Consider the following 21,086-nt stretch of genomic DNA (forward strand, 5'->3'; position numbering starts at 1 on the left):
GGTAGCCTCCCCTGCATTTGCCGCAAGAGGCAACACGCCCCTGATAAAGGCCTGATTTCAGGCGCTTCAGGGGCGTTGCTTTGTCCGTTACGACTGCTGACGCGCTGGCGCACCGTGACATTGGCAGGCACCACGGATCAGATCGATACGGTCAGTCGACCGGCATCCAGGCAGAATCCAGCAATTGACAGGTCTCTTCGATGCCGGCATTCCAGATGTCCTGCATCTGCTCGTCAGACTGTTGATACTGGCCGCCATAGTTGCCATCACCCACATACTTGCGCACGTCGCGCGCCGACAGCTGGCCCAGCTTTGTAACGTCGATGCCCGGCTTTTCTTCCTGTGGCACCACCACGCCCTTGATGCGCGTCCACGGGAAATTTTCCATCCATGAAGCGTGGGATGCGTTGGTGGAAATAGCCTTGACACGCTTCATCACTTCGGCAGATGCCCACCAGTTATGAATGATGACCCGTGCATCCTCGTGCTGGTTCAGCCAATTGCCGATAAATACCTGGACGGGACTATTGCCGCCATGGCCATTGACCAGGAATATGCGACGAAAGCCGCTTTTATACAAACTGTCCAGAATATCAATAACCAGGGCGCCATAGGTTTCTGGCCGAAGATTAATGGTTCCCGGAAAATCGGTAAAGTAAGCGGCCATGCCGAACGGCAGGCCAGGGTAAACCGGAATGTTTTTGCGCTCGCCAACCTCTTGTGCCAGCTTTGAAGAAAGAATAAAGTCAGTGCACAGGCTCAAGTAGGCATGTTGCTCGGTACTGCCCAGTGGCATAATCACGCGATCGTCATTTTCCAGATAGGCTTGTACGTCAAACCAATTCATCTCTTTAATCAACATTAATATTTTCCTCATGATCCAGCGACTGTTGTCGCCGGAAATTAAAATAGGCAGGCTGAAGAATATCGCGCAAGTACCGTTGCTCCGGCACGTGCATATATTCGAATGCAGGCTTTACACCCACATAGTCCTGGACCAGGTGATGGCATCCCGTACTGTAGATAAGCACCTGGCATTGCGAGATTTTTCCTTCCAGGTTCTTTTCATCGACAGAAAAAACATCGATATTGCCCAGGTGCGGCGCGAAGGACTTGACACCCTCAAGCATCGCCGGCAGAAAATTGCGGAATCGCGAAACCAGCAAGACATTGCTTTCGCTGGGCAGACCGGCCAGGTTACGCCTGGTGGTTTCGGAAGGGATAAGGTAAGGGGCCAGCACGACAGTGGTCTGCGGCACCCTGTGGCGGATACGCGCGACGCAATGGGGCAGCGTTAAATAAAAAGAGCATGCATCCACTTGCGCTGGCGCCATGGCCTCGAATTGCTCGAATGTACAAACGTCAATAGTCTGCCCGTCAGGCAGCGCTTGCTGGATAATAGCGGCGTACTCCCGGCCCATGCGATTGGAGTTGCCGACCATCATCATTTTTATCGGCAGTTGCGCCAGCTCCCGGCTATCGTTTTGCTGCCGGATCATTTCGGCAAAAAAAGACGGCGTCACGCCCAGCGCGTTCGCCTCGGCCAGCAATTGCTGAAAACGGGTTCGCAACGACACGATGCTTTGTTCCACAGCCGCATCCCGACTTTCGATGCGCACGTAGGTCCCCTTGCCCTGCTCTGCCACGATCAGGCCATTTTGCTTCAGCTCCCGATACGCAGCACTCACAGTCAGCGGCGAGACATTCAGCGTGCGACTCAATTCACGCACCGAAGGCAGCAGCATGCCGCCCCGAAACGTGCCTGCCATAATGCCGTACTCGATCGCCCCCACGATTTGGACATGAAGCGAAATAGGCAGAGAGCGATCAACGGAAATCATGGCGTGACTCTTTAAGGCCGGGCTTCAGACCCTTGAGCTGCCAACCCCGTCACCTGGCGATTGCGCGCAGGCCCGGGATGACGCACAAGGCCTTCGAAATGCCGGTACAACGTCTTTTCGCTGGCACTTCGAGTAAACAGGCTGACCACGATCATCACTACCATCGTCAACGTCCAGCAAATAATCAATGGTTCGAATCCAAAGGACCAATCTTTGAACCAGATTTCCATGGCGATATAGGCTACCTCCCCGATAACGACCGCGCTGATTGCGCCGCTACGAGTGGCTTTTTTCCAGAACATACCAAGGATCACCGGCGCCACCCAGATGCCCAGGCCGCCAAACGCGAAGCGGATCAGGGCAAAAATGCCAGCGGGCTTCATGATGCCAATTGCAATTGCCATAGCGCCCAACACAACGGTGGCCCAGCGCGACAATGACAGCATTTTGCGGGAAGACGCCTGCGGGTCAACAAAATTTTGATACAGATCGCGCGTCACGCCCCCCGTTGCGACGATAAGCAACGCTGAAATGGTGGACATCCCGGCCGAGACAATGCCGGTAATCAGTAAGGCGGCAATATAAGGAGGCAGGTTCTGTTGCAGGACAATCGGAACAATAAAGTCGGTCTGCTTGCCTGTCAGCCCATGCAGGAATGATGCGGCGTTCACGCCGGACCACTCGATCAGCGTGGCAGAAAACAGCATGCCAAGCGTCCCCAGAATCACCGCCTTGAACATGGTGCGATAGCTATTCATCGTGAAAAACTTGGTAAACAGCGTCGGTTGGCCGATGGTGAAAAAACTCCACATGACGATCATGGAAAAATACGCCGGCCAGGGGAAATTATCATTCGTACCCGGATGAGACAAATGACCCGGCATATCATTGGCCAGTGTGGCGGTAATGGTTTCCATACCGCCCCCGACCTGCACCGTGATGATAAACGTGACAACCGCCGTTGCCACCATCAACATGCCCTGCAGTACATCGGTCAGCATGGCGCCACGCATGCCGCCTGCGATGCAATAGAACACCACCACAACGCCCATCACCACCACACCGACCCATTCCGGGCCACCGGTAAAGACGTTGTATACCACGCCGGCGCCCACTGTCTGGGCCCCCATCATGGCAATCACGAAAACCAGCATCATGACCGCATGAACACCACGAATGGCATTGGATTCGTAGCGATCAGAAAGGTAGTCGGTCATGGTCATGAAGCCATAGCGCCGCCCCATCAGCATGAGTTTGCGCCCCACAAACAGGGCCGGAATGATCATTGAAAACGCCAGGCCCGGTACGGAAACGCTCATACCGGCAAACCCTGTGCCGTATGTCATGGCCGGCACCCCCATGAAGGTACTCATGCTGTACTGGCTGGCAAAATAGGCAAACCCGCCGACCAGCGCCCCGGCCTTGCCGCCCATCACCAGAAAATCGCTGAGCGACTTGGTTTTGGTGGAGGCATACCAGCCAATGGCGGCCAGAACGATGAAAAATATACCCAGGGTAACGTAGAAAGCCACCGGGTCAGGCTGGACCAGTGCCACGGTATCATTCATGATTGAGCTCCCCATTATTTTCAGCCAGATCGTCCTGGTCCTCGAAATCCTGATATTCAGGTCGCTTCAGGCATTGATGTGCAAACAGCATAATCAAGGCGACCACCACAACACCATGGATAATCCAGCCATAAATAAAAACAGGAACACCCAGCCAACCGGCTACATAGTCGGTATTGAAAAAGAAGGGAAAGGGAATCATGACGAAAACATACATGAACAAAAAGAGGCAAAACCACCTTCGCTCAAACGACTTGCTACGCGTATCCATGGGGGTTCTCCGGGATCTGGTAAGAAGATATAAGGGTAGTCAGGGATGTAGACTCCAGACCTGTTATGCTATTGTAATACACTAGAAACCCAAGCTGCCTACTAGTAACTACCCTGAATTCTATGAAAAAAACCCGTTTCACTCATCGAATCCCGCTGCTGAATAATACACTTACGCAAGAAAACGCGCAAACAGCCATCAACTGTATTAGTAACACAGAACAGTACATGGGAGCGACCGACAGCCTGCATGACGTCATCGGCCAGACCTGGGACGCAGCGTTTGCTGCCAGCTTCATGGGAGGACGCGCGTCTCTGTATGCCATCGTACAGGCGCTGGGCCTGCAGCCGGGAGACCAGGTACTGGTGCCGGCATTCACCTGCCAATGCGTTACCAACGCTTTTTCGTTCAACGGTGTGGAAATCGTTTTCGTGGATATCGAACTGGATACGTTCGCCATGGCCGCCGACGCACTGAAAAACGCCATTACCCCAAAAAGCAAAGCCCTGCTTATTCAATATACGTTTGGTTTGGTTTGCAGAGACATTGATGTTCTGTTGCAAACGGCAAGAGAACACAAGTTGTGGATTATCGAAGATTGTGCTCACGCCACCGGCGGCACCTACCGCTCCCAGGCCCTGGGCACATTGGGGGATATCGCGTTTTTCAGCAGTGAACGCTCCAAAATCGTCAATACGATCCAGGGAGGCTGGGTGATCACGAACCATCCGCAACTGGGCGAATCACTCATGAATGTTTATGCGCAGACGCCACTGCCCCCTGACGAATACATCAACAACCTGCTGTATACCGTCTATCGGTGCTGGCAAGACGCGCCACAGTCGAAACAAGCGTTAGCTGCTGGCTGGCTGGACGAGGCAGAACGTCTGACCGGCTACCAAACCGTTCCGCAAATGATGACGGCAGAACTCAGTGGGCTCTTTACCGAGCAATATCGCTGGCGCATGCCCGACAGCGTATCACAGCTGCTATTACAGCAATTGCAACAATTGCCTGCCATTGTCCGCAAGCGAAGCGAAGGCGCAGCCTTCTGGAGCCAATGGGCGGACGAGCACAATATCCGGCGAGCACACAATATTGACAGTGCCAACTCAACGTGGCTGCGCTTTCCCATACTGGTTGATGCCGAGCATAAGCGCAACCCCAAGGCGCTGGCGGATGAACTCAATTGTGATATCGGCGTCTGGTTTACCACGCCCATGCATCCGCAGCCATTGGACTTGCCGCATTGTCCTAACGGCATGTACGCCGCACAGCATTGCGTGAACCTGCCTACCTGGCTGCCTGATTCCTGAAATCCCGGCTCCTGACTGCTGGCCGCCTGATTCCGTGTAAGCTGCACGAATAAATGCGGAAGCCACGAAAGCCTCCCGTTTCCTTAAGCGCCTGATTGGCGCGCTGGCGGGAGACACGAGCCAGATAGACTATCTCTTTCTGCGTGATCGCCAGCGCGACTATCCGAGCTGCCCCCGCTCTATTTGGCAAACCGTGGCATGACGCCCGGCCAAATGATGACTGGGGCAATCCTATTTCTTGAAATTGCCAAACGCGCCCATGCCGCCTTTGAGGCCCTTTAAGCCGCCCATGGCGCGCATCATCTTGCCCATGCCGCCTTTCTTGAACTGCTTCATCATGCCCTGCATCTGCTCAAATTGCTTGAGCAACTTGTTCACTTCCTGCACCGGCACGCCGGCGCCCGCAGCAATGCGGCGCTTGCGCGTTGCCTTGAGCAATTCGGGCTTGCTGCGCTCCAGCGGCGTCATGGAGTTCAGGATGCCTTCGGTACGGCGCAATTGCTTTTCAGCCTGGCCACCCTGAATCTGGCCCGCTGCCTGGGCAAACTGCGCGGGCAGTTTTTCCATCAGCGAGCTCATATCGCCCATTTTCTTGACCTGCTGCAATTGATCACGAAAGTCATTCAGGTCAAAGCGATCGCCCGTCTTGATCTTGGACGCCAGCTTTTGCGCTTCGGCAATATCAATATTGCGTTGCGCCTGTTCTACCAGCGATACGATATCGCCCATGCCCAGCACGCGCTGCGCCATCCGCTCAGGATGGAACACTTCCAGGCCGTCCAGTTTCTCGGACATCCCGATAAATTTCAACGGTTTGCCCGTGACATGACGCACCGAGAGCGCCGCACCGCCGCGCGCATCGCCGTCCAGCTTGGTCAATACCACACCGGTCAGCGGCAGCGCCTCGCCAAAGGCCTTGGCCACGTTCACCGCATCCTGGCCCTGCATGGCGTCAACCACAAACAGCGTCTCAATCGGCTTGATCAGCCCGTGCAGCATGCTGATTTCCTGCATCATGGCCTCGTCCACGCCCAGGCGGCCCGCGGTATCGACAATGAGCACTTCATAATGATGCTTGCGTGCGTGATCGACCGCTGCCAGCGCAATATCACGCGGTTTCTGGTCTGCGGCCGACGGGAAAAAATCTGCCCCCACCTGACCGGCCACAGTGCGAAGCTGTTCAATCGCGGCAGGACGATAAACGTCGACACTGACGACCAACACTTTCTTTTTGGGGATCTTGCGACCGTTCTGGATAAGCTCGCCGCTCACCAGCAGGCGCGCCAGTTTGCCGGTGGTAGTGGTTTTACCCGCCCCCTGCAGACCTGCCATCAGGATAATGGCCGGCGGCGTGGTGGTCAGATCCAGCTCCGAGGCATTATCACCCAGGTCGCCGCCCATGACGGCGGTCAGCTCCTTGTGTACCACGCCGACCAGCGCCTGCCCGGGGTTCAGGCTGCCTGTGACATCGGTGCCCAGCGCGCGCTCCTTGACCTTGGCAATGAACTCACGCACCACTGGCAGAGAGACATCAGCCTCCAGCAGCGCCATGCGCACCTCGCGCAGCATCTCCTGGGTATTGGCTTCGGTCAGGCGCGCTTCGCCGCGCAGGGTTTTCATGGCCCGGGTTAACCGGTTGGTCAAATTATCAAACATGGAATTTCACTGAAGTAAATTGGGGGACCGGGCAAAACGGCTATACTATAAGCCTGCAGGCCGGATCGTGCTGTGCAGACCCGCTGATTGCTTATCCGGAAACACACGTCATTATTTATGTCTTACGACATTGTATTTCACTCTCTGGCCACCGTGGCCTATCTGCTGCTCAGTTTACTAATTTGGCGGCCTTTGCTTGGTACACACGGCACTACGCTTTCGCCCGGCGCCTCCCGCTGGCTGCTGGCTGCCGTGCTTATTGTGCATGGCGTGGCCGTACATATGGCCATGCTGCAGGAAAGTTCGCTTAGCCTGTCCTGGTCGGTGGGCCTGTCGCTCACCATCTGGCTGGGCATGATCGTCTTTTGGCTGGAAAATCTGATCAGCGACATTGATGGCCTAAAACTGCTGCTTCTGCCCATTGCGGGCGGGATATGCCTGCTGGCAGCCCTGTTTCCTGGCCACGACAGCCTGATCATCCCCGTTGCCGACGCCTATTTCCAGATACATCTGCTCATTTCCATCGGCGCCTACAGCCTGATCGCGATTGCCGCCATCCACGCGTTCCTGATGACCTGGCTGGATCGGTACTTGCACCAGCCGGTGCAAAGCCGGGCCGACCGCTCGGTATTTGCCCGTGCGCTCGAAGAGCAGCCGCCGCTGCTGGTCCAGGAAAAAATCCTGTTTCGCCTGATCTGGATCGGCTTTGTGCTGCTTACGCTTTCCATTATCACAGGTGTGGTCGTTTCCTTGCGGTTTAACGGCGTGCTGCTGCCGTTTGACCACAAAACCGTCTTTACCATGATGTCCTGGGTGGTGTTCGGGCTGTTACTGCTGGGACGCGCCCTGCGCGGCTGGCGCGGCCGCTTTGCCCTGCGCTGGACGCTGGTGGGCTTTGCCCTGCTCATGATTGCCTACACCGGCACCCGCTTTATTTTTGACGTCATGCTGCACAAAGGAGGTGCCTGATGCGCTTCATTATTACGATCGTCCTGCTTTGTGTGCTCTACCTTGTGATACGTCATTTTCTGCGCTCGTTTATCCGCAGGCTCAATGACGGCGCTGCGGCGCAGGCTGCCCGTGCTTCAGGCACCGCCACCGCAAGCCTGCCCGAAGAAGATATGGTCCAATGCGCCCATTGCGGCGTCTACCTGCCGGCCTCGGAAGCGGTCACGCAGCAGGGACGCCAGTGGTGCAGCCACGACCATGCCCGACTTGGAGTCAAATAATGTGTTTACGACAAATGAAATATGCCTATGACCGAAGACCTTAAACTGGATCGACACGGCTGGCTGTGTCCGCAACCCGGCGTCAGACATATCCGCTCGCCCAACCAGGATCGCCGCCCGCTGCTGGAAAACATCTCCCTGCTGGTCATTCACAACATTAGCCTACCGCCGGGCCAATTTGGCGGGCCACACGTGCAGCAACTCTTTACCAACACACTGCGTTCGCACGAACATCCTTTCTTTGCCCAGATCGCCAACTTGCGCGTCTCGGCCCACTTTTTCATCAACCGCCAGGGCCGCATTATCCAGTTTGTGAGCGCCAACCGGCGCGCCTGGCACGCGGGCGTATCGCGTTTTGACGGACGCGACCGCTGCAATGACTTTTCCATCGGAATCGAACTGGAAGGCACCGACCTTACCCCCTTTACCGATGACCAATACCTGCAACTGGCTGCGCTCACGACCGTGCTGCGTAATCGCTATACCCTGAAAGCCGTACGCGGCCACCAACATATCGCGCCCAGGCGCAAGACCGACCCGGGGCCGTATTTCGATTGGCATTGGTATAGGCGACTGACCGGATGGGACTGGCGGCAAATGCCGGAAGGGATCGCGAGCCAGAGGATAGTGCGGGTTTCGTGACTGCAACGGCATAGCGCATAGACGCATTATCGCTTGCGTCATACCCGACGGATTTAAAAAAGCAGCCCCGCAATTTCCCGGGGCTGCTTTTTTGTACTAGCGGGCAGATAAACAGGCCAACCGGCCACGCGGCGATGATCCTCCCACAGCGGTCATCGCACACTGTCGCTTGTTCAGCTTTTCAGCAATAAGCCGTTCAAGCGTTTCACATACGCAGCCGGATCGGCAATTTGCGCGCCTTCGGCCAGCATGGCCTGATCCAGCAGCACATGTGCCCAATCGTCAAATGCCTCGCCTTCGGTGCCCTTGATTTTTTCGATCAAGGCATGTTCAGGATTGATCTCCAGCACCGGTTTGATATCCGGCGTTTCCTGGCCGGCGGCTTTCAACAAGCGCAGCAAGTGCGGGCTCACGTCGTTCTGGCCAACTACCACGCAGGCAGGAGAATCCACCAGGCGGTTCGTGACCTTCACTTCCTTCACAGACTCGCCCAGCGACGTTTTCAGGCGCTCCAGCAACGGTTTGAGGGACTCGGCCACCTCTTCCTGATGCTTTTTCTCTGCTTCGTCTGTGAGCTTGTCCAAGTCCAGGCCGCCCTTGGCCACGGAAACAAAAGACTTGCCATCGAACTGACGGAAGTGTGAAAGCATCCATTCGTCTACACGATCAGACATCAGCAACACCTCGATGCCTTTCTTGCGGAAGATTTCCAGATGCGGGCTGTTCTTGGCCGCGGCAAAGGTATCGGCCGTGACATAGTAAATGGCCTCCTGCCCTTCTTTCATGCGAGAGACATAGTCTGCCAGCGTCACATTCTGGACGGCATCGTCGTTATGGGTAGAGGCAAAACGCAGCAGCTTGGCAATCCGCTCCTGGTTGGCCATGTCTTCGCCGGTGCCTTCCTTGATCACCTGACCGAATTCCGTCCAGAAACCGGCATAGTCTTCGGCACGCTTTTCTGCCAGGTCTTCCAACAGGCTCAGGATACGCTTGGTCGAACCCTCGCGGATCGACTTCACATCGCGGCTTTCCTGCAGGATTTCACGCGACACGTTCAGTGGCAGGTCGGCCGAATCAATCACCCCGCGCACAAAGCGCAGGTAGGACGGCAGCAACTGCTCGGCATCATCCATAATGAAAACACGTTTGACATAAAGCTTGACGCCGCGACGCGCTTCCCGATCGTAAAGGTCAAACGGCGCGTGTTTGGGCAAATATAGCAACTGTGTATATTCGCTGCGGCCTTCTACGCGGTTATGCGTCCAGGCCAGCGGCTCTTCAAAATCGTGGCTAACGTGCTTGTAGAACTCAGTGTATTGCTCGTCGGTAATGTCATTCTTGGCACGGGTCCACAGCGCGCTGGCCTGGTTAATGGTTTCCCACTCGTCCTTTTTGACCTGCTCGCCTTTCTCGGAATCGTACTCTTCCTTTTGCATAAGCACAGGCAGGGAAATATGATCGGAATAGCGACGCAGCACTTCGCGCAGCTTCCAGCCATTCAAAAACTCGTCTTCATCGGCGCGCAAGTGCAGCGTCACACTGGTGCCGCGCTCTGTTTTCTCGGTATCGGCAACCGTAAACTCGCCCTGCCCTTCAGACTCCCAGAACACCGCCTGATCTACCGGCTCGCCGGCACGACGGCTGACCACGGTAACCTTGTCGGCAACAATAAAGGACGAATAAAAGCCCACGCCGAACTGGCCGATAAGCTGGGCGTCTTTTTGCTTGTCGCCCGAGAGCTGGGAGAAAAACTCCTTGGTGCCGGAGCGAGCAATGGTGCCCAGGTTGGCCACTGCCTCGGACTTGGTCAAACCGATACCGTTATCGGCGATTGTGATGGTGCGCGCATCCTTGTCATAGCTGACGCGGATTTCCAGCTCTGCGCCGCCTTCGAGCAACTCGGGCTTGTCGATTGCCTCGAAGCGCAGCTTGTCGCAGGCGTCTGACGCGTTGGAGACCAGCTCGCGCAGGAAAATTTCCTTATTGCTGTACAGGGAATGAATCATCAAATGCAGAAGCTGCTTTACTTCTGTCTGGAAACCCAGCGTTTCCTCTGCTTTTTTCACGGTAGTATCGGATTGACTCATGGTAGCTTTTCGTTAAATTGGATGGAAAATGGTGAAAAATGGGGCAAAACAGCCGGTTTACAGGTGATTTTGCCCGCGTATCCGATAGTAGTGGGGATGACGGGAGGGTTTTCAAGGGGAAAAGTGGGAAATTGGCAGGGAAATGAGGATTTTTTGTGCGCAGGCGCGTGGGAATGGCGCAAGAAAAAGAATATGGGTATAATTCCGCTCTTATCTGCAATACCCTCCATACCTGCCCGGGTGGTGAAATTGGTAGACGCAGGGGACTCAAAATCCCCCGCCGCAAGGCGTGCCGGTTCGATTCCGGCCCCGGGCACCACAATTAAATCAAGCACCGCTGACTCCAGCATGTCCCCGCTTAGGATGAAGAGCCACCATTGGGTTACCCTTGGCCCCCGTTCTTGATGAAAAGCCAGACGACCTTTAAGTGGCAAGGTCGCTCAAGTTCTCTTGATATGTGTTAAGCTATTCCCATTTGTAAGTATATTTTTCAACCAGTCTTAGCGAGACGTGGAACCCCCATCGGGCTACAGTCGTTCCAAATTCATAATTAGAACTAGAGTCCAGTAGGCTTCCCGATCACTCTGAGCGAGTTAAAAACTACCGGGTCGAGACATGCAAGAAGAGCAGAACAGCGCGACCGTTGCCAACCCGCTGGCATCGGAGCCACCGAAAGCAATCCTTGTGCTAGAGAAGCGAGTCAACGCGAAGATCAACTTCGCAATGGCGCAAAACAACGCGTCTGTGCTGCACTCACTCTGCATTCACAACAGCGGTAACGTAGCGGCAACCAACGTGTCGCTAACACTCCGTGCTAATCCTGCCGTTCTGCGCGACAAGGTTTGGCAAATCGACCGCATTCGGCCCGGGGAACGTGTCGAATTGGGCGATCTAACCACCCCGCTCGATACGGCAATTCTAGGCGGTATCGACGAAGCAGAGATCGGACAGCTCGAGTTCTCACTCAGGATCGGCGACGATCTGGTCCAGTGCAACCAAGATCCCGTCGAGCTACTAGCCCGAGACGAATGGGGCGGCCTCCACGAGATGGAAAACATTCTTGCTGCATTCGTATCTCCGAATCAGCCGCAGGTAGCCCGATTGCTAAAGCAAGCATCATCGTTACTAGAGGCCGCGGGACATGCTGGTTCGATGGAGGGGTACCAATCGAATGACCCTCAGCGCGTGTGGATGATCGCGGGAGCTATTTGGTCCGCCGCAACGGGGCTGAACCTCGCGTATGCCGTTCCACCGGCCTCATTTGAGCGCAGCGGACAGAAAATACGCGATCCTGAACGCATCGTGGCCGAAGGCCTCGCTACTTGCCTCGATACAACCTTGCTGCTAGCTGCAGCATTCGAAGCGGCAGGATTGCATGCGTCCGTGCTTTTCTCGCAAGGCCATGCGTGGGTCGGCGTCTGGCTCACCAACAGTGATTTTGGCAAATTGATAGAGCCGGATGTCATCGCTGTGCGCAAAGCGGCGGCCGCCCGCGAGTTCATCGCGCTGGAGACCACTTTACTTACAAAGCGCCCCAGCATCGGCTTCGAGCAGGCAATGGCAGCCGGATTGGATAGATTTTCCGAAGCGAACGAAACCGAGTTCGAGAAAGCAATAGATATCAACCGCGCACGAGCGGCGCACATCCGCCCGCTTGCCAGTCATCGGGAACCTATCGCTTCAGACGAGCAACCTGATACGTCGGCGCCCGCTGCCCTTCCTCGTCCACTGGATCTTGGCCATTTACCAGGCGATATCGTTGAAACAGCTCCCTCGACGGCACTGGGGAGAATTGAAAGGTGGCAACGTAAGTTATTAGACCTTTCGTTGGCCAATAAACTGCTCAACTTCAAGGAAACTAAGCTATCTGTGGGCTTGACCTGCCCAAATGTGTCGGAACTCGAAGACCAATTGTCCGAAGGCAAGACGTTCCGCTTATTGGCCCTCAAGGACGAGAATGCACTTTCCGGGCGTGATGTCACTCCGCAACAAGCTCGTGCGATCGAGGCGAGCCTAGCGCAGGATGCGCTAGCCAAGGGCCAGGTTGCCGTACCGCTTACAGCACGCGAGATGGCCAATCGCCTTACTGAGCTATACAGAAAGGCGCGCAGCGATGTACAGGAAGGAGGAACGAACACACTATTTCTGGTCGTCGGTTTCCTCAGGTGGAAGCGTACCGAGGCGGAGCCTCGCCATTACCGCGCTCCACTATTGCTCATACCTGTGAAACTAGAGCGACGTTCGGCCCAGTCCGAGTTCCGTCTTACACAACTTGAAGATGAGGTTCGGATCAACGCGACGCTGCTTGAACTCCTTAAACGGGACTTCGAGCTCCGTATTCCCGAACTAGAGGGGGAGTTGCCTTGCGACGAGCGTGGACTAGACATTCCTCGCATTCTCGAGATCATGCGTCGACGAATTCGCGATGTCGCCGGCTTCGAAGTCCTGGAGGAGTGCGCGCTCTCTACTTTCTCGTTCGCAAAGTATTTGATGTGGAAAGATCTCGTCGACCGCACCGACAGCTTACGAGAAAGCGCGCTAGTCAGACATTTGGTCGACAGCCCGAGCGAAGCATTCGAAGGCGCGCGCACCCCCATGCCGCAGCCGGAAGAGATCGATCATAGACACGCGCCCGCCAACATCCTGGCTCCGCTGCCAGCAGACAGCTCGCAACTTGCGGCGGTGGTGGCCGCGGCAGAGCGACGTGATTTCGTGCTGATTGGGCCGCCCGGGACAGGAAAGAGCCAGACAATCACTAATATTATCGCCGACCAGTTGGCGAGAGGACGGACCGTACTATTCGTTGCGGAAAAGGCCGCAGCGTTGGACGTCGTTCAACGACGCTTGGAGCGCCAGGGCCTGGGATCCGCTATTCTCGAGCTCCACTCCAACAAAGCTGATCGCAAGGCTGTTCTCCAACAACTGGGCCGATCGTGGCAGCGTGCAAGTACATCGTGTGCGCAGGCATGGATGCAGATAACGGAAGATGTACGTCTGACGCGCGACCAACTCAACGCCTACGTCAAAGAGCTCCACCGGCCTGGCACTCAAGGATTCAGCATTTTCCAGGCGATAGGATGCGCGGTAAGCGGCCCCGCGCCCTTCACGCTTAGTTTTGCCGATAAGGACTGCCACGACACACACAGTTGGAACCGACTACGTGCACTGGCAGCCGAGCTGGGTCAGCGACACACTATTGTTGCTGACCTCCCCCCCGATGGTCCTCTTTCCTTGATCTGTCCAGGAGAATGGTCATATGCATGGCAAGACAAGCTTCTGGAAACTGCGCGACGGCTGCAAATTGCGATACGAGAAGTCAATTCCGCCCGGACAGCGCTAGGTGAACGGCTCGGCTGCTCGGCCGTCCAGCCAGAAGTTTGGCCAGTGATCGACGGTCTGCCTGCCATGCGATTGGGCAAAGCCCCCCTTGATCCCGCCTCGCTGAGAAATCCGCGTGAGTTGCGGGCAGCGATACCGGCGCTAGCAAATGAGTTGAGTCAGTGCGATGCCGCGCGCCAGCAGCTAAAGGGAGAATACGAGGACCGAACCATTGCAACAATGCCGCTTGAAGCGCTTGAGCTGCAATGGCTTGAAGCAGGAACCAAATTCTCGATACTCAAATCTTTCGCACAGAACAGGGTAACGAAGCTGCTGCGGACATTCAGTAGTGGAAAGCTGGTAAACCCCCAGACGGATATTCCTGCACTTCGCACCTTGCAAGCTGCACAAATTCGCATCAGCGCTTCGCCTCTAGCAGCGCTTTTATCTTTTGACGGCGAGAAAACGGATATAGAAAAGATAAAGGAAGTACTGGACACGGCTGAAGGTTACCTGAGCTTCGAGGGACTACTCGCTCGTTCCGGAACTCCGCCAGCACGCATTATGGAGCAGCGGGCCGAACTAATCCTGCAAGACGGAGGAACAACGAAACCGCTCCTTCAACGGCTGGACACAGCCTTGAAAACTTTAGTTTTAGAGCGGGAAGCCTTCGCTGCGGCGGGAGGGATGGCTTTCGACGAAGGACCGCAGGTTGAAACACTTTTAGCGGGGCTGGAAACCCATAGTGGCAGGCTGGCGGACTGGCTGAAATGGTTGTCATCCAGACAGCGTGCAGAGGCCGTCGGCCTCTTGCCTCTGGCCCAAGCACTAGAAGCAGGCGAAGTGATTTCCGACAGCGCTGCGACCTTTGAAAGAGCGTACATGAAATGGTGGGTCAGGTTAGCCATGGACGCCTCAAGCTCCTTACGCAGTTTCGCACACTGGGAACATGAAGCGCTCATCCAGCGCTTCCGCGAACTTGATCAAGCCATGACAGACTTGGCTGCCAGCGAAGTCATGCGCCGACTCGGAAATGACCTGCCGACAGCTGGCAGTGTGCCCCGCCGATCCGAACTCGGTCTGCTACGCCATCAGTTGGGGCTTCAAAGACCCACGGCCGCCATTCGAAACCTTATATCCGAAATGCCAACTACCTTTGCAAAGTTGGCGCCGTGTGTGCTTATGTCTCCCTTGTCGGTAGCTCAGTACCTGCCCCCAGGGCAAGCGCAGTTTGATCTCGTTATTTTCGACGAGGCATCCCAGATTTCAACCTGGGATGCCGTGGGCGCTATTGCACGAGGACGTCAAGCCATCATCGTAGGTGACCCTAAGCAGCTTCCTCCAACTAATTTCTTCGGCCGCAATGACGATGGAGAGGGTGATAGCCAGGACCTCGCCGAGTTCGAAAAAGATATGCCGTCGATCCTGGACGAAGTAACAGCGGCCGGCATACCCACACATCGTCTGAACTGGCACTATCGGAGTCGCGACGAGACACTCATCGCGTTCTCCAACCATAATTATTATGATGGCGGGCTTGTGACGTTCCCGTCGCCCAACGCATCTGGAGAAGCCCTACGCCTTCATAAAATCAAGGGGACCTACATGCGAGGCCAAGGGCGTACGAATCCGGACGAAGCGCGCGCAGTCGTCTCGTTGATTCGAGCCAGACTCACTGAGTGGTTGCTGGTCCCAGAACGGCAACGGCTTACTTTGGGCGTCATCACCTTCAATGCTCAACAGCAGAGCCTCCTTCTGGATCTTCTGGATGCCGAGAGAAAATCAAATCCTTCGTTAGAGTGGTTCTTTTCCGACGAACGCGAAGAGCCGGTCATCGTAAAGAACCTCGAGAACATTCAAGGGGATGAACGTGATGTCATCCTGTTCTCCACGACCTTCGGGGCCGACTCAGCCGGTAAGATTTCGATGAACTTTGGCGCCCTGAATTTGGATGGCGGAGAGAAACGCCTTAACGTTGCGGTCACGCGCGCGCGCTCAGAGCTTCATGTGTTCAGCTCACTCACCGCTGACCAGATTGACCTGAGCCGAACCGGTGCCAGGGGCGTAAAGGACTTCAAGGCTTTCCTCGATTTTGCTGATAGAGGAGCAATTGCACTTGCCGCGCAAGACGCGGGGTCTTTGGGCGGAGTGGACTCGCCCTTTGAAGCAGCCGTGCGTGAAGCGCTAATCCAAAAAGGGTGGGAAGTGCACACTCAAATAGGAGTCTCCGGTTTCCGGATTGACCTAGGCATACGCCATCCGGACTACGCAGGCGCATGGCTGGCGGGCCTCGAATGCGACGGTGCCACGTATCACAGTTCTGCCACGGCCCGTGACCGTGACCGCATCCGTCAAGCGGTGCTGGAAGGGCTCGGATGGAACGTGATAAGAATTTGGTCGACCGATTGGTTTCGAAACTCTGGCGCAGCCGCCGAGAGAGTAGATATTGCCCTCCATGCAGCGTTAGCTAAAGACCGAGAGCAAAAAGCCACCATGCAGGTAACCACGCCCGACCTTCATCACGTGGACATGGAAGCGCTCACTCCGAATGAAGAGCCACCGACGCTCATTGAGGTATTTACAGAGGAAGAGACGAAAGACGAAGAGCAAACAAGGATTATGTATGCCTCGGCACCAGATGCTGTCATATCAACACCCTATTCCTCTGATGTTATAGCAGATCCGGAGCGATTCTTCGACTCATCCTACGACGACACATTGGCTCAGTTGATTAGTCATGTAATTGCCTCGGACACTCCCATATCTGAACTAAGTCTGGCCCGCCGTATCTCTCAAGCGCACGGTTGGCAACGGACAGGCAGTCGTATCCAGAAACGAATCTCATCCATGCATCATCTGTGGGAGTCTGCAAGCGAGGGCAGCACAACTTTTTTATGGAACAAAGGCTCACTTACCAGCCGAGTACCCTTCAGAGGCTTGGCTGGACGAACAATTCGGGAAGTATCGCGTACTGAAATTGCGTGGGTCGAAGATCAGCATACGGCACGCATAGCAGCTTCCGAGGATCCTGTACTGGAACTTTCAAGATTAATTGGCATCGCCCGGCTTACCCAGGATACAAGGGCGTACCTGGACGAATGTCGCGAGTGGCGGGCGACTACCATTTGATTGGCCCTCGGGTTTGAATGTAGATATCCGGAATTGTTATTTGGTCTAATACAATGACCGAGTTCCTCCCAAAGGAGGCGCCCGAATTTCGGTACAGTACAGGTACACTCATCAGTTCTCGACAATTTCGCCAAACTACGCTAACCTACTGATTAGTAATTACTTTTACCTACTTTAACCTACGCTCAACTTTGCTACGTTTCCCTATACAAACACCTTAAAACGCAAACTCAAAATCCCTCGCAAGACGTGCTAGTTCGCTTCCGGCTGCTATTGGCCTGATCTCCCTCAGAGCGACCCTGCTCCATCAAGCGACCGAACTGTGCGAGTCAATGTTTAGTGTGCAACGTTCTGATACCATGGTAGAAAACCCAATCCCTCTACGCGACCAGAAGCCGCTCAGCCTGAGTTTTAGTATGCAAAGCCCACTACGTTGTCGTTCCCATAACGCACAATAATAACTATTCAAAGAACAACTGAATGTCGACGTGCACTTCGTCGCTAATTCCGATTGTCGATATAAATTCTCCCAATTTAATTCTGAATCAGCTATTGAATTAGCAGACGTCTCTCTATGATCACGAGCGTGACAACGGAGATAACGCCGATTAATCCGAAACTCAATTGAATAAGTGAAATCGGGATCGAGTTTCCAAGCGCCCACCCTGCCAGCCAAATTGACGTAATAGAAGCGATACGTCCGACGCTCTTACCTAGCATCAAAGACTCTGGCAACCTGTGGTCCGCTATTTTACGCGCCACTGTTTCGGCCAAGAGCGGCAAAAGAAATGAATACAAGATACCTAAAACTATGGTGCTTGCCATTATCGTAATGGCATGATTGGACTGACCATTTATCAAGACCGCAATAGAAATAAGAAGAAATAAATTCCTTACTGTTCTAAGCGTCGCAAAATTTTCCAGCTGAACAATTTTCAATACCAGAACTGCTTGGACGACCAGGAATACACCATAAAGGACCGAATACGGAGGTGGAGACAAAGTCGTATATTTAGAAGACGAGAGTAATAGAAAACCAATTGCACCAATGGACGCATTAGCCAAAAACTGAAACAACACGAACCATGTTTCCCACGACAATCCTCGGTCGAAATGCAGTCTTCGCTTTTTCGCATCCGTTCGATCCTGGCAAGGGTCTCCAGACTTGGTTCGCCTGAGTGTTTGCCACGGTGCATACAAGGCGAAAAGGTAAATCAATATCAATAACGCCCAGAGGGTGTACTGGACATATCGAGTAGTTACGAGCAATACAAGTGGAGCAAGCGCCATACTTCCACGCCCCAGTAGACTACCAATCGAATTGCTTCGTAGAAATGAAAAATTATAGTATCGGCAATTCAATAAGTTTGCTCTGACAGCAAGCGGCTGATCTACCATGCCCAGAACCATCCAAACACCATAGACCGCGTAGTGTCTCGCTCGAAGTGCAGACTCAGCCGCTGTCAGATCGATAACCAGATATAAACTCAAAAGAGCCAAGACGACGCGTACCAATAATGTGATTATCGCTTGGTTCTGCAGTGAGACTGCCCGCATCCATATCGCAATTACCGGCTGAACAATGACCTGCCCTATTAATGGGCCAGTAAAGAGCAGTGATGCCAGTTCTACTCCGTTGGATCTCGCAGAGATAGACGTAATCAATACGACCACAAACGCAGCGGGCATTGCCACGATTGAAATTGAAACTGATGAGAGAAATCCCTGTACTTCAAAAGAATGGCCAAACTTCGTCTGACTCATTGGGAGGGCCTAAACTAATGTCACTAGCAGAATTACTCTTTGAACGAATACAGACGATGTTATTATCGAAATGCAAAACCGCATAACAGGGGTTCAATCCATCCAAAATGGAGAGATCTGATAGAGACTGTGCCTTCTGGTACGTGGTGCACTTACTATAATTTTCTACTTTAAAAACAAAGTCTTGTAGTTCCCTTTCCGTATATTTCCGCGATAGCCGACGCAATGAATTGCGGCTGAATTTTATTCCTTTCTCTGTACTTCTCGCCGTTAACACGCTATCTCTTATCATTTCGCACTCAGCCAGCGCATGCGCCATTGCGTCAGCACTCGAAATTCGACAAGCTGATCCGGACGCGATGTACCTTTGCTTAAAATCGACATGAATCACAAGTGCGTACTGGAGCGAATATTTCAAAAAATCCGATTCCCATACAATTCGGTACTGAGTATCATCCAATGAACGGAATACTGGCTTGCCTAAATTTAATTTTCCATGCCACCAACTGTGCGTAATATGGCGCTCATATACCTCAAACTCGCCGTGCCTTTTCGCACGATCAATTGTTTTCCCTACAGCTAAACCCGTAGCGTTATATGTCTTACCGTTCGAATTCGTTCCGATCAAAAAAGAAACCCGGGCGGCCGTTCCTTGTGCATTATCGTTAAAATGACTGAGCACTTGGATTGGTTCCTGTAATTGATTCTTGTTATAGGCGCAGAGAGATCCGAAAAAGTGCTCAATACATTCGTAGTATGCGCAATTTTCGGCTATTGTTCTTTCTGTATGGCTACCAAAACCGAAGATGTAATGCTTCTTTCCATTTGAATCTGCAAATCCAACCCCTGCCTTCGCGAGCCAATATTTCTCATTGCATACATTTATTCTGCTTATCATTCTTATGTGAGGCCGGATATCCATGCTGATCTAACCTGAACACAGAAAGCTAATTTAAGCTGGAACGGGCTCTTCGCCTTTGCCCAAGAACCGATGATTACGTTCAATACTAAAATCGAAATTTTTCCAATACCCGCCCTTTTCTGCGTCCCAGTAAATATCTTGAATTTCCTCTAACAATATCCCTCCTTGTTTTGTGAGCGTTGCATAGCGCCCGATCTCAATTATTCCATTTTTTAGCTCCGCTAATTGTTGGGATAGATAAACCCCTATTTCATCGGTGAATCCAGATTTACCCAATCGATCGAACATTTGCACAATGCGTGATGTAACAAATGTTGCGTGGAATACGCCAATCATCGCCCGTGAATCACTTCGCAAGGGCGACTTGTAAATTTTCTCTCTATCATTCAGTACAATTGGGTCGATGCTCATAACCGCATTCAAATACATATGCGAGACTTCATGGCAAATGTGTTCAATATAGTACAGTTGCCTATCAACCCCGGGTCTGGGTAGGCGAATGAACATACAACCGAACATCCGTACATCCGTCAGTCCCATGGTAAGTCGCCCAGAGAATAATCGAATATGTGCAAGCAGTTCTGAAATTTCATCGTACATATCGCCGAACAGATTTTTGATTGTTCTCAATGCCTTTTTTATTTCTTCTTGCTCGTGATGGAGCTGCTCACTTTCGGTTATCGGCATTAGTACAGCTTGCTTGTTTAAGTCTTCCTTGAGACTTAACACTGCCTCGTCGATAATAAATTTCTCCCAATCAGACTCTTCGATCGAACTAATTATTGGATACATGTTTTCTGCTGTACAGTTCTTCAGAGTCATCAACTGATCGAGTGTTTGATTTACGATCAAAGCGTCAGAAGCACGCATTGATCGCAACAATTTATCATGCAGATAGAATAACTCTGGATTTAAAGAGCCCACGGATTTTGGTGCCACGAGATGTTCGAGTGAAAAATTGGCTCTGTTAAGCGTGGAAACTGCTGAGTTTTTTAGATGAAGCAGACTATTTATGACTCTATGATAAAAATATTCTTTAGCCAACTTCGCGCGATCTCGACTGGGATATACGGATACTAATGGGAAGATTCTGCTCATTGGATCATCTCCAGAAAGTAGAGCACCGGATGTCTTCCGAACAGCGTAGTGAACATCCTGGTGCTCATTAAACGCTAGATAAGCTAGCCAGCCAAAAATTAAGGTGTCGTGCTGGTGCTCAGTTGCAAAGTAGCTAACGCAGAATCAAATATTGCTTCCTCGTCAATTGTAAAAACTACAATATTCTCCATGATATTCTCCTGAAGATAGATTTTGAAATGGTGTTTGCCTGATGAATTACTGTT

General features: G+C 53.2%; 14 protein-coding genes, 1 tRNA gene and 1 pseudogene. 6 read left to right on the forward strand and 10 right to left on the reverse strand.

All coding sequences use genetic code 11. The features are described from left to right. Nucleotides 1–151 precede the first annotated feature (151 nt). Genes CAP48_RS17670 through CAP48_RS17685 form a run of 4 tightly spaced genes read right to left on the reverse strand, consistent with a single transcriptional unit; the run spans nt 152 to nt 3,680 of the window. Nucleotides 152–862 carry a creatininase family protein gene (locus tag CAP48_RS17670; RefSeq protein ID WP_100699151.1) on the reverse strand — a complete coding sequence of 237 codons (711 nt, stop codon included), beginning with the start codon at nt 860–862 and terminating at the stop codon, nt 152–154. Then, nucleotides 852–1,841 carry a GntR family transcriptional regulator gene (locus tag CAP48_RS17675; protein ID WP_100699153.1) on the reverse strand — a complete coding sequence of 330 codons (990 nt, stop codon included), beginning with the start codon at nt 1,839–1,841 and terminating at the stop codon, nt 852–854. The genes CAP48_RS17670 and CAP48_RS17675 overlap by 11 nt, the downstream gene beginning before the upstream one ends. A gap of 11 nt (nt 1,842–1,852) precedes the next feature. After that, the gene (locus CAP48_RS17680) at nt 1,853–3,409 is read right to left on the reverse strand and encodes a sodium:solute symporter family protein (RefSeq protein ID WP_100699155.1); all 1,557 of its coding nucleotides are present in this window, start codon (nt 3,407–3,409) and stop codon (nt 1,853–1,855) included. After that, nucleotides 3,402–3,680: a hypothetical protein gene (locus tag CAP48_RS17685; protein WP_100699157.1), complete on the reverse strand. Its 279-nt coding sequence runs from the start codon at nt 3,678–3,680 to the stop codon at nt 3,402–3,404. Before CAP48_RS17685 ends, CAP48_RS17680 begins: the two co-directional genes overlap by 8 nt. A gap of 122 nt (nt 3,681–3,802) precedes the next feature. On the opposite strand from CAP48_RS17685, the gene CAP48_RS17690 reads away from it, so the two are divergent. Beyond that, a complete protein-coding gene (locus tag CAP48_RS17690; protein ID WP_100699159.1) occupies nt 3,803–4,996 on the forward strand; it encodes an aminotransferase class I/II-fold pyridoxal phosphate-dependent enzyme in 1,194 nt (397 codons plus the stop codon). An 82-nt stretch (nt 4,997–5,078) separates the two neighbouring features. Here the strand turns inward: CAP48_RS17690 and CAP48_RS20680 are convergent. After that, a pseudogene (locus CAP48_RS20680) lies at nt 5,079–5,150 on the reverse strand (Crp/Fnr family transcriptional regulator); the annotation flags it as partial. A 77-nt stretch (nt 5,151–5,227) separates the two neighbouring features. Then, nucleotides 5,228–6,652, reverse strand: coding sequence for a signal recognition particle protein (gene ffh, locus CAP48_RS17700; protein ID WP_100699161.1), 1,425 nt, complete (start codon nt 6,650–6,652; stop codon nt 5,228–5,230). Nucleotides 6,653–6,769: 117 nt separating this feature from the next. Between ffh and CAP48_RS17705 the strand changes: the two genes are divergently transcribed. Genes CAP48_RS17705 through ampD form a run of 3 tightly spaced genes read left to right on the forward strand, consistent with a single transcriptional unit; the run spans nt 6,770 to nt 8,523 of the window. Continuing rightward, a complete protein-coding gene (locus tag CAP48_RS17705) occupies nt 6,770–7,621 on the forward strand; it encodes an inner membrane protein YpjD (RefSeq protein ID WP_100699163.1) in 852 nt (283 codons plus the stop codon). Further along, nucleotides 7,621–7,881, forward strand: a complete 261-nt coding sequence (locus CAP48_RS17710) for a PP0621 family protein (protein ID WP_100699165.1) — start codon at nt 7,621–7,623, stop codon at nt 7,879–7,881. Before CAP48_RS17705 ends, CAP48_RS17710 begins: the two co-directional genes overlap by 1 nt. Before the next feature lie 27 nt (nt 7,882–7,908). After that, on the forward strand, nt 7,909–8,523 hold the full coding sequence (gene ampD / locus CAP48_RS17715) for a 1,6-anhydro-N-acetylmuramyl-L-alanine amidase AmpD (protein WP_369806372.1): 615 nt from the start codon (nt 7,909–7,911) through the stop codon (nt 8,521–8,523). A 173-nt stretch (nt 8,524–8,696) separates the two neighbouring features. On the opposite strand, the gene htpG is transcribed toward ampD, so the two are convergent. Beyond that, nucleotides 8,697–10,610 (reverse strand): molecular chaperone HtpG, encoded by a 1,914-nt coding sequence (gene htpG / locus CAP48_RS17720; protein ID WP_100699169.1) that lies wholly within the window; start codon nt 10,608–10,610, stop codon nt 8,697–8,699. A 234-nt stretch (nt 10,611–10,844) separates the two neighbouring features. Here htpG and CAP48_RS17725 point away from each other — a divergent pair. Together CAP48_RS17725 and CAP48_RS17730 are read left to right on the forward strand one after the other, a co-directional pair. Then, nucleotides 10,845–10,929 (forward strand) — tRNA-Leu (locus CAP48_RS17725). Nucleotides 10,930–11,225: 296 nt separating this feature from the next. After that, the gene (locus CAP48_RS17730; protein WP_100699171.1) at nt 11,226–17,057 is read left to right on the forward strand and encodes a DUF3320 domain-containing protein; all 5,832 of its coding nucleotides are present in this window, start codon (nt 11,226–11,228) and stop codon (nt 17,055–17,057) included. Between the two features lie 549 nt (nt 17,058–17,606). Here the strand turns inward: CAP48_RS17730 and CAP48_RS17735 are convergent. The 3 genes from CAP48_RS17735 to CAP48_RS17745 are packed head-to-tail and all read right to left on the reverse strand — an operon-like array spanning nt 17,607 to nt 20,841. Beyond that, complete coding sequence (locus CAP48_RS17735; protein WP_153045723.1) at nt 17,607–18,821, reverse strand: hypothetical protein; 1,215 nt, start codon at nt 18,819–18,821, stop codon at nt 17,607–17,609. Beyond that, nucleotides 18,790–19,743, reverse strand: coding sequence for a YcaO-like family protein (locus CAP48_RS17740; RefSeq protein WP_100699175.1), 954 nt, complete (start codon nt 19,741–19,743; stop codon nt 18,790–18,792). The genes CAP48_RS17735 and CAP48_RS17740 overlap by 32 nt, the downstream gene beginning before the upstream one ends. Nucleotides 19,744–19,773: 30 nt before the next feature. Next, nucleotides 19,774–20,841, reverse strand: a complete 1,068-nt coding sequence (locus CAP48_RS17745; RefSeq protein ID WP_100699183.1) for an HEXXH motif-containing putative peptide modification protein — start codon at nt 20,839–20,841, stop codon at nt 19,774–19,776. Nucleotides 20,842–21,086: the final 245 nt, after the last annotated feature.

Source organism: Advenella sp. S44, from assembly GCF_002810445.1.
Classification (GTDB): Bacteria; Pseudomonadota; Gammaproteobacteria; order Burkholderiales; family Burkholderiaceae_B; genus Advenella.

What these genes read in the sequence shown, in the direction of transcription:
- CAP48_RS17670 (WP_100699151.1), bottom strand. Translation starts at nt 862, where the DNA reads ATGTTGATTAAAGAGATGAATTGGTTTGACGTACAAGCCTATCTGGAA.
- CAP48_RS17675 (WP_100699153.1), bottom strand. Translation starts at nt 1,841, where the DNA reads ATGATTTCCGTTGATCGCTCTCTGCCTATTTCGCTTCATGTCCAAATC.
- CAP48_RS17680 (WP_100699155.1), bottom strand. Translation starts at nt 3,409, where the DNA reads ATGAATGATACCGTGGCACTGGTCCAGCCTGACCCGGTGGCTTTCTAC.
- CAP48_RS17685 (WP_100699157.1), bottom strand. Translation starts at nt 3,680, where the DNA reads ATGGATACGCGTAGCAAGTCGTTTGAGCGAAGGTGGTTTTGCCTCTTT.
- CAP48_RS17690 (WP_100699159.1), top strand. Translation starts at nt 3,803, where the DNA reads ATGAAAAAAACCCGTTTCACTCATCGAATCCCGCTGCTGAATAATACA.
- ffh (WP_100699161.1), bottom strand. Translation starts at nt 6,652, where the DNA reads ATGTTTGATAATTTGACCAACCGGTTAACCCGGGCCATGAAAACCCTG.
- CAP48_RS17705 (WP_100699163.1), top strand. Translation starts at nt 6,770, where the DNA reads ATGTCTTACGACATTGTATTTCACTCTCTGGCCACCGTGGCCTATCTG.
- CAP48_RS17710 (WP_100699165.1), top strand. Translation starts at nt 7,621, where the DNA reads ATGCGCTTCATTATTACGATCGTCCTGCTTTGTGTGCTCTACCTTGTG.
- ampD (WP_369806372.1), top strand. Translation starts at nt 7,909, where the DNA reads ATGACCGAAGACCTTAAACTGGATCGACACGGCTGGCTGTGTCCGCAA.
- htpG (WP_100699169.1), bottom strand. Translation starts at nt 10,610, where the DNA reads ATGAGTCAATCCGATACTACCGTGAAAAAAGCAGAGGAAACGCTGGGT.
- CAP48_RS17730 (WP_100699171.1), top strand. Translation starts at nt 11,226, where the DNA reads ATGCAAGAAGAGCAGAACAGCGCGACCGTTGCCAACCCGCTGGCATCG.
- CAP48_RS17735 (WP_153045723.1), bottom strand. Translation starts at nt 18,821, where the DNA reads ATGAGTCAGACGAAGTTTGGCCATTCTTTTGAAGTACAGGGATTTCTC.
- CAP48_RS17740 (WP_100699175.1), bottom strand. Translation starts at nt 19,743, where the DNA reads ATGGATATCCGGCCTCACATAAGAATGATAAGCAGAATAAATGTATGC.
- CAP48_RS17745 (WP_100699183.1), bottom strand. Translation starts at nt 20,841, where the DNA reads ATGAGCAGAATCTTCCCATTAGTATCCGTATATCCCAGTCGAGATCGC.